Here is a 9,198-nt window from a genome sequence, read left to right as displayed (position 1 = left end):
CCTCTATACTTTATGCGATGCCAAAGTATAGTTTTAGTACATAACTTAAAAATTTTAGAGAAGTTAATAGAGATTGTAAATGATTGTACTTAAACTAACGGGTGCTTTACTTCTATATGGGGCTGGAAACAGCTCCATTTTCTTAGGCAACTATCGGGGCAGGTTAGCTCAATAAAAAAAGGACTTAAACTTTGAAAGGCGAAGTGAATCAATTAGAAAATACAGTCATAAGGAGAGATATATTGAAAAAAATTAGAGAAGCAACAGACAAGGATATGAAAGTAGTTTATATGATGGGCTATGATGTTTGGGGAGACAGAATGCTTTCTCAAGAATATGTAACGATGTGTCAGGGTTCCAGTAAGTACAAAAAGGGGAAATGGTATGTTCTGGAGGAAACTGATACAAAAGAGTTATTAAGTTCCCTAATAGTATATAAACTAAATCTTTCAGTAGACTTACTTGTTAGAGGGATTGGGTCAATTGCTACTCCTTTACATTTAAGACAAAAAGGGTATGCTTCTATATTAATTGAAGAAGTGATAAACAAATTAGAGCAAAATATAGATTGTAATAATTTTTTCTTATATAGCGATATTGGGTCAGAATTTTATAGAAGATTTAATTTTATTGAAATACCTTCTTCTAAGCAAAAATATAAGGATAGTATTTGTATGTATTATTCAAAAGAAAATGATATTGACTCCATATCTTTTAATATTCCCGACTACTTTTAAAAGATATTCTTGTTCAACTAACAGGTGCGTTAGCTGAAGATCGTAGCTGTCTTTAAGGTAGCTTTTTCTTTATGCAACTAACGGGGCAGTTTAGTTTAATAGGAAATATGCTATACTAAATTTAGTACTTAGTACTAAAACTAGGTATAACAACTAGGTGTAACAATATTACATACTAGTTAACTTAGGAGGACGAAATGGAAGATTTGCTTAAATTAAAGGGTAAAAATATTGTAATAATGGGTGTTGCAAATGAGCGTAGCCTTGCTTGGGGTGTAGCTAGGTCACTTTATAAAGTTGGTGCTAATCTTATTTTCACCTATCGATTAGAACGTTCACTGGGAAAATTAAATAAGTTATTATTGGAACATAACCATTCTGCTCAATTTATTGTTCAATGCGATGTAAACAATGATGAAAGTATTAAAAATGCCTTTCAGGAAATTGGTAAAAAGGTAGGAACTATCCACGGAATTGTACACTCAGTTGCATTTGCAAATTCTGAAGATTTAAAAGGAGATTTTATAAATACTTCAAGATCTGGGTATGCTTTTGCTCAAGATACTAGCTCGTACTCATTAATAGCTGTTGCAAGAGAAGCAAAACCTTTTATGACTGAAGGTGGCTCCATTGTTACAATGAGTTACCTTGGAGCTGAAAGGGTTGTCCCTGGCTATAATGTTATGGGGGTAGCAAAAGCAGCTCTTGAATCATCAGTAAAATATCTCGCATTAGACTTAGGAAAAGAGAATATTCGTATTAATGCTATTTCTGCGGGAGCGATTCGCACACTTGCAGCTAAAGGAGTTGGTTCTTTTAACGAAATACTTCATAAAGTTGAAGAATCTGCACCTTTAAAAAGAAATGTAACACAAGAAGAGGTTGGCGATATGACTATCGTAATGCTTAGTAATCTATCTAGAGGAGTGACAGGTGAAATTATATATGTAGATTCAGGTTATAATATAATCGGCTAGGCTAGACAAAAAGTTGGGTATGGTTAACAAGAGGTCGCTGCAGCGACTTTTTTCTTTGTTCAACTAACGGGTGCGTTAGCTGAAGATCAGAGCTGTCTTAAGGCAGCTTTTTCGTCTTTAACTGACAGGTGTTATTGTTTAATGAAAAATCTACTAATCTAGTATAATAGTTCTTCTTTTGTCTATACTGTCTATTAATATGGTATAGATTGGAGAGAAACAGGTATGATCTTAACTGATGTATGGGGTTTATATAAGGCAGATAAGCAAATCCAAGGTTATTCTCCACAAACATTAAAGGCCTATTACGTCCAATTTAACTTGTTGGTGAATAGTTTTGGAAATATATCCATTCAAGAACTTTCAACTAATTCTCTTAAAGTTTATCTGGGGAAAGCAGCTGAAAAGCTTAAGCCATCCAGTCTGGGTCACAGAATTCGATTTATTAAATCTTTATTCAGATGGGCTCAGGATGAAAATTTAATTAATGGAAATCCTGCTTCCAAAATCAAGGAACCAAAATTAGAATTAAGGGTTCCAAAATACTTGTCTGAAGAGGAAATTGAACATTTGCGGGAAGCTTGTCATACAACATTCGAAAATGCTTTATTTGAGTTTATGTATTCAACAGGATGCAGAATTGGTGAAGCAATAACTCTAGATAGAGCCTCAATCAATTTCTCTAATCAATCAGCAATCGTATTAGGTAAAGGACATAAAGAACGAGAAGTATATTTCAATACTCGTTGTGAAATATGGTTGAAGCGATATTTAAGTGAGCGAAAAGATCATGAGGAAGCTCTATTTGTGACAACACGTGCACCCCATCGAATGAGTATTTCTCAAGCGAGAAACATTATAAAACTGGTAGCAAAGAGAACGGACATTAAAAAGAGCATTCATCCCCACCAGCTTAGACATAGTTACGCCACAAATTTATTGAATAATGGAGCGCCTCTAGAAGTAATTCAAAATTTAATGGGCCATGAAAAAAGTGAAACCACAAAAATTTATGCATATCTAAGTGGTGCAATGCGGAGAGACTTGTATAGAAAGTATTTTTAAGGGACCAAGGGTCCTTTTTATTTTGTTCTTAATAAACTATCGGGGCAGGTTAGTTGAACAATGACTTGAAGGGAATTATGATAAAAAAAATCATTGATGATTAAAGTGACTTGATTATAATAGAGATGGCAACGGAACTTAGAAATCATAAGGCGGTTAAAAAATTGAAATGGGTAGATGTAGCGTTGAGTAGTTCGATTATTATTGTACTAACTTTCCTTCCTCCGTATCTTGATAGAATTGGTTTTTCTTTTTGGCTTAAAACAGTATGTGGAACTGCTGTACTTTTTAGTGTTATTTTTATTGTACTACCTAAAATCAAATTCCTTCAGAAATCGGTAACAAAAAAAGTAGGCTGGTTGATTTTGATTTCAGTTTTGATCTTTGTACTCATCTTGGGTGATTTAATCAATGATTGAGGTGCGTTTAATATATTTATTTAAGGTCGATTTCCTAAATTGTAGATCGGCTTTTTTGATATAGTGTCATAACTCAACTTAATTCCTGCTTATCTTTTGGGGTATTTGTGGAACGCGAAATTCAGCAACATCAATCCGATCCCTATAAGTCCGGCAAAGAAGGTTACGATAAATCCCTGTGGAGTCATATGAACATTGTTGTCTCTTCATTTCATTTCTCTGTTTCCATACTGGGTTTCTTAATGAACTCCCATGAAAATTAAAAAAGCTCAAAATCCAGAAAAAACCACAACAAAATAGATCCAGTAAAAATGCTTTTTAAAAAAGGCTGAGCCTTATGAGTGATCTGATTGAGTTTGGTAAATCGTTAAACAAAAACCTCCAATTATAGCAAATTAAGTAGAGGCTAGCGCGACGACCAAAAAAGGATTAATCTCCCATGAGTGCTACCCATAAAGGGCGCGACAGTCGGTGGTACACCGTGGTCGTCGGAGTCAGACTAACGGATGGGCTCAAAGGCACCATAGTTCAACGACCTTCTTCGCCAGCCATTAAAACATTATCGACCTAGAAACCAATTTTCATTCTCTGTGGTGAAGCGCTGATTTTTGCGCTTCATGGATGGCTAACGGGTGCGTTAGCTGAAGATCGGAGCTGTCTTTTAGGAAGCTTTTTCTTTATGTAACTATCGGGGCAGGTTAGTTGAAGAATCAATTGTATATAATATTATTAATGAAAGATGTTTGTTCTCAAAACACAACCAATGATTTATCGATAATTTACTAATTAACCAATCAATAGAGGTGGTATATTGAAACAAATTGTATTTATGCTTATCTCACTAATTTTTCTAGCAAGTTGTTCGCAAGTCGTTAGTATGCATAATAAAGGGTTAGAGAAATCTATAAGTTCTGCTTTGGAGAAAAAAAACGTGACGGAAATCGATTTTAATTCTCTAACGGACTTCGATTGGGATAAAGCATATTTAATAACCCCTTACACTGATCAAGAAACCATAAATAAGCAACTGGGCGTTAAATTTAAAGATCCAACTAATATGGTTGATCGAGATGATATATATTTGCTTGTATTTCTTAATAAGAATAAAGTTGTTCAGTATGTTAAAATACCAACTAAATATGGACAGTTGATGCACGGAAATAAAGATGGGTTTACGCCTTCAAATGCAATCATAAAGATACAAAAGAATTAGAAATTTGATACCAAAGGGACATCGTATAAAGATGTCCCTGATTTTACGTATTATCAACAAAATTAGTTATATTCCAAAAGAAGGATTGTGAAAATTTGAACTTAAAGTAACTGGTGCTTTAGCTGAAGATCGGAGCTGTCTTTAAGGCAGATTTTTCTTTATGCAACTATCGGGGCAGTTTAGTTGAATAAGGATTTGACAATAAATAACAATTTTTAAAAAGCTAAAAATGTAATAGAATGGGATTTAAGAGGATGAAAAGGATTGCATTCATAGCTATTTAAATAAAGGCGGTATAATAAATGCGAATTTTAGAATTTTTTTTTGAAAAAGGGAAACCAACCAAGAAGGATATGACTTTTAAAGATAATTCAATTGCTTTTCTAATTTCTGTTATCCTTTCAGTTGTAATTTTGTCGTGTCTTCGTGCCAACGGTATTAAAATCCATAGCGACAGTATTCGGGGATGGGTTATTTTTTTAGTAATATATTTCTTGAGTTTCTATACGATAAAATGGTCTAAAGGTAAAAAAATAAAATAGCATTGTGAAATATTACACTTAAACTATCGGGTGCTTTAGTTCATTAACAGAGGTTGCTGCGGCAGCCTTTTTCTTATGGCACTAACGGGGCAGGTTAGGTGCATAAGTTTTGGGGGATTTTTCTTGAAGAATAAGGTTAGAGTTCATGCTAAGATTCTCTGTAAAAGAGGTGTTTTTTTGAACATACAAAAGTGTGAAATTTGCGGGAATCAATTTACATGGAGGGAAGTGGGAAGGACTACTACTGCTGGTTTTGGTTATCAGCCACTTATATGCAAGAAATGCGGAACTAAACATGAAGTTACTATGATGACCAGAATCATAGTTGCATTGTTAGTACCAATTTTCTTATTCATTCTTAACTCAAGTAATCTCCTCCCTTTTTATATTCCTTTTTATGTAGGATTTCTGATAATACTAGTTTTATTTTTTGCCGTCATGCTTAGCTTCCCTTATTTCGCAAAATATAAAGTTGTTCAAAAATCGTAAATAAATTTTACTTGTTGAACTATCGGGGCAGTTAGTTGAAGAAGAATTGGAAACAATATCCTAAAAAGGATACGTTAATGTGATTACTTTTAATAGATAAGATAAGGGGTTTTTTTAGATGGATATTCTCGATATAAAAAAAATAGTTAAGGACCTACCAGAAGAGGAAGTAAAGTTATATCTGCAATTTATTCTTTTTAAGATTGGATTGTTGGAGGATAAGGAAAATTCTTTAGTTGAGTTTACAAATGATCTTAAAGAAATTTATAACCAAATTCTTAATCCAAAAGACAAATACCAAAATACATTTGATAAAGGTAATTACCAAAAAGTTCATATACAATTTGGATATCCATATTTAAGACAAACATTAAAAGAATTAAACATCCTTGATGAAGAGTTTATTATAGCTTTCCACGAAAATTTCTCTATTGCTCCTATAAACAGTTTAGATACCGAAAAGGGACAAACAGATAGATTTGAATGGTTAAAAAACAACTTATCTGAATATGAAGTTGAATTTTATAAAGAAAGTTTGCCGAAAGTCATTTCTCAAGTATTATCAATTCCTGATGATCTTCCAATTTACATATGGGTATCAGATAATGCAAATGAACAAACAGCACTTCTTTTTACACTGTATTTGTTGCGGGAACGAAAGAATAATATTTGTATCATTGATACCGCAGCATTGTACAGGAAATTGTTTGAAAAAAAAGCTAAGAAGTATGTATCTTATTTTTCGGGTGAAATCCCTTTAAAAGAATTACAAACCATATATAAATATAGCCAAGACGAAAACCAGATTTTATCTCACAAAGAGCGTAAGCATTATGAAAAAAAGTGGCTACATCTCTCCACGAATCCTGGTACATTAAGAATATGGGAAAATGAAGAAATAAAGGTTGTACCTGAAGACTATTTCGATGATTTTATAATCGAAAAAGCGAAGAAGCTGATTGGGAAGAAAAAAGGGTTTATTATGAGTGCAAGATTAATTGGTGAAGTTTATGGACATATTCTTCAGTATATCGGTGACAGCTTTTTGGAATATAGGGTTAGGAAATTAATCGAAAAGGGAATTTTTGAATATGAAGGTAGCCTAGAGGCAATGCGTTATTACGGTATTAAATTTAAATAAATATTTTATTGAAAAGCAGAATGAAAAGATACATTGAGGGAAGCTCAGAAAATGAGCCTCTCTTTTTAGATGATTCTTCTATAACTTTCGTAAAATTGTTTGTGAAGAAATGTACTTAAGCTAACGGGTGCTTTAGCTGAAGATCGGAGCTGTCTTTAAGGCAGCTTTTCTTTATGGAACTATCGGGGCAGGTTAGTTCATCAAGAAGGGGAATTCTGGGTGCATCTTGAATATTGAATTGATGAAGTGATTGCGGGGGAATGTATATGAATAAACTTAATGAATTGTATAGGGAAATGTTATTTTTGCTGTTTGGAATAAAACCTAAAAATGCAGGATGGACATCATTTTCCCAATTGAAGATTGTCCCAGAATATATAGTTGACTTGGAAAAAGGTCAAGTAACAGGAGTAGTAAAACATAACGAAAAGGTATATTTGACTGTTATTGTAGATGTTCCTAATAAAAAAACTGTTGTAAAAGGGAGTCTTAGAAGAATTCTTAAACATACTAAACCTTTTAAAAAGCACAATTACATAGAGATTATTAATGATGAGGCTGAATATTTTATTGAAAACAAAATAACAAATCCAAAGGAACATTAATAAGTTCTTCAACTCCCATGAAAATTAAAAAAGCTCAAAATCCAGAAAAAACCACAACAAAATAGACCCAGTAAAAATGCTTTTTAAAAAAGGCTGAGCCTTATGAGTGATCTGATTGAGTTTGGTAAATCGTTAAACAAAAACCTCCAATTATAGCAAATTAAGTAGAGGCTAGCGCGACGACCAAAAAAGGATTAATCTCCCATGAGTGCTACCCATAAAGGGCGCGACAGTCGGTGGTACACCGTGGTCGTCGGAGTCAGACTAACGGATGGGCTCAAAGGCACCATAGTTCAACGACCTTCTTCGCCAGCCATTAAAACATTATCGACCTAGAAACCAATTTTCATTCTCTGTGGTGAAGCGCTGATTTTTGCGCTTCATGGATGGCTAACGGGGCAGATTAGTTCAACAAGGGATATTTATTATTTATAGAACTTATTACTTAATATTTTTTTCTGGAAGGAGTATTTAGATGAGACAAATAATCGCTCTTGGTGGTGGGGGTTTTTCAATGGAACCAGATAATCCATTGTTAGATTTGTATATAGTAAAACAAGTAATGAAATCTAAGCCTAAAATTTGTTTTATCCCTACTGCAAGTGGAGATTCTGATAATTACATATCAAGGTTTTATAATTTTTTTAATGAACAAAATTGTAAACCTTCCCACCTATCTTTATTTAAACCTCCAACCAGGGAGCTTGATAGCTTTATTTTGGAGAAAGATATTGTGTATGTTGGTGGAGGAAATACTAAAAATCTTTTAACTTTGTGGAAAGAATGGGGTTTAGACGATATTTTAAAAAGAGCTTGGAATCAAGGGGTAATATTAGCTGGGGTGAGTGCAGGTTCCATTTGTTGGTTTGAAGAAGGAGTTACTGATTCATTTGGAGATGGACTTGAACCAATAAAATGTCTGGGTTTCCTAAAGGGAAGTAATTGTCCGCATTACGACGGTGAAATAGAGAGAAGACCTGCATATCACAAACTTGTTGAATCTAATAAAATACAATCTGGAATTGCGACAGATGACGGGGTTGCTATTCATTACAAGGAACAAGAAATTAGTAAAATAGTTAGCTCACGACCTAATGCTAAGGCGTATAGAGTTTCTTTCGAAAGGAAGGTTAAAGAGACAGAACTTCAAACAGAATATTTAGGTTCCTCTTAAACTAACAGGTGCTTTACTTCAATAAGTGAGGTTGCTGAAAGCAACCTTTTTGTTATGCAACTAAAGGAGCAGTTTAGTTTAATAAGAAGAGGATTATTTGTAATTAAATGGAATATATACTTTAATCTTTATATTTTCATAAGAGGTGAATTCAATGTATATAAGAAAAGCTACGTTTGCAGATGCAAAAGGTATTGCAAAAGTACACGTTGATAGTTGGAAATCTACTTATAAAAACATTATTCCAGATGAGTTTTTAAAGAAATTATCATATGACGAACGAACTGACTTGTGGAATCGTAATATCTCCAAAAAAGGAAATTATGTCTTTGTCGCAGAAAATAATGAGGGAGAAATCGTAGGATTTGCAGATTGCGGAAAAAGAGAAAATAATAATGTCAATAATTCTGGTGATTTAACATCTATTTATCTCCTTAAAGAATATCAAGGAAAAGGGGTTGGAAAGCAACTATTGAAACAACTTTTTCTTCAATTTGAAGAACTCGGTTTCAATAGAGTTTTTGTTGAAGTATTAGAAGACAATAAAACCCGTTATTTCTATGAGTATTACGATGCTAACTTACTTAAATCAGAAAAAATAACAATTGCAGGTGCTGAATTGAATCTTCTTATATACGAATGGAATAACCTTAACCAAGTATTATCTAAGTTCTGACTATTTTTTGTTCTTCAACTAACGGGTGCTTTAGCTTAGGATCGGAGCTGTCTTTAAGGTAGCTCTTTCTTTATGCAACTATCGGGGCAGCATTCCTGTAATCAATGAAATTGAAGTTTGAACAAAAAAATAACCTCTTGGTAGAATGAGAGAGTCCTGA

General features: G+C 33.4%; 11 protein-coding genes. All 11 read left to right on the top strand.

From position 1 onward, the window contains the following. Window positions 1-242 precede the first annotated feature (242 nt). Complete coding sequence (locus tag SB775_RS26880; RefSeq protein WP_410864188.1) at window positions 243-737, top strand: GNAT family N-acetyltransferase; 495 nt, start codon at window positions 243-245, stop codon at window positions 735-737. Between the two features lie 197 nt (window positions 738-934). Further along, entirely contained in the window at window positions 935-1,714 is a 780-nt protein-coding gene (gene fabI / locus SB775_RS26875) for an enoyl-ACP reductase FabI (protein ID WP_410864187.1), read from the top strand. Between the two features lie 225 nt (window positions 1,715-1,939). Then, a complete protein-coding gene (locus SB775_RS26870; protein ID WP_230163008.1) occupies window positions 1,940-2,779 on the top strand; it encodes a tyrosine-type recombinase/integrase in 840 nt (279 codons plus the stop codon). A gap of 164 nt (window positions 2,780-2,943) precedes the next feature. After that, window positions 2,944-3,198 (top strand): hypothetical protein, encoded by a 255-nt coding sequence (locus SB775_RS26865; protein WP_410864186.1) that lies wholly within the window; start codon window positions 2,944-2,946, stop codon window positions 3,196-3,198. A gap of 811 nt (window positions 3,199-4,009) precedes the next feature. Continuing rightward, window positions 4,010-4,411, top strand: coding sequence for a hypothetical protein (locus SB775_RS26860; protein WP_410864184.1), 402 nt, complete (start codon window positions 4,010-4,012; stop codon window positions 4,409-4,411). 302 nt (window positions 4,412-4,713) lie between these two features. Continuing rightward, window positions 4,714-4,953: a hypothetical protein gene (locus SB775_RS26855; protein ID WP_410864182.1), complete on the top strand. Its 240-nt coding sequence runs from the start codon at window positions 4,714-4,716 to the stop codon at window positions 4,951-4,953. A 123-nt stretch (window positions 4,954-5,076) separates the two neighbouring features. Beyond that, entirely contained in the window at window positions 5,077-5,442 is a 366-nt protein-coding gene (locus SB775_RS26850) for a TIGR04104 family putative zinc finger protein (RefSeq protein WP_410864181.1), read from the top strand. A gap of 118 nt (window positions 5,443-5,560) precedes the next feature. Beyond that, window positions 5,561-6,583 carry a DUF1835 domain-containing protein gene (locus SB775_RS26845; protein WP_410864179.1) on the top strand — a complete coding sequence of 341 codons (1,023 nt, stop codon included), beginning with the start codon at window positions 5,561-5,563 and terminating at the stop codon, window positions 6,581-6,583. 266 nt (window positions 6,584-6,849) lie between these two features. Then, window positions 6,850-7,188: a hypothetical protein gene (locus SB775_RS26840; protein ID WP_410864178.1), complete on the top strand. Its 339-nt coding sequence runs from the start codon at window positions 6,850-6,852 to the stop codon at window positions 7,186-7,188. A gap of 475 nt (window positions 7,189-7,663) precedes the next feature. Continuing rightward, window positions 7,664-8,362 carry a Type 1 glutamine amidotransferase-like domain-containing protein gene (locus tag SB775_RS26835; protein ID WP_410864176.1) on the top strand — a complete coding sequence of 233 codons (699 nt, stop codon included), beginning with the start codon at window positions 7,664-7,666 and terminating at the stop codon, window positions 8,360-8,362. Window positions 8,363-8,516: 154 nt separating this feature from the next. Further along, window positions 8,517-9,038, top strand: coding sequence for a GNAT family N-acetyltransferase (locus tag SB775_RS26830; RefSeq protein WP_410864174.1), 522 nt, complete (start codon window positions 8,517-8,519; stop codon window positions 9,036-9,038). The last annotated feature ends 160 nt before the right edge of the window (window positions 9,039-9,198 follow it).

It is taken from the genome of Peribacillus sp. SIMBA_075 (assembly GCF_046534585.1).
This window is presented reverse-complemented; position numbering and strand designations above follow the sequence as displayed.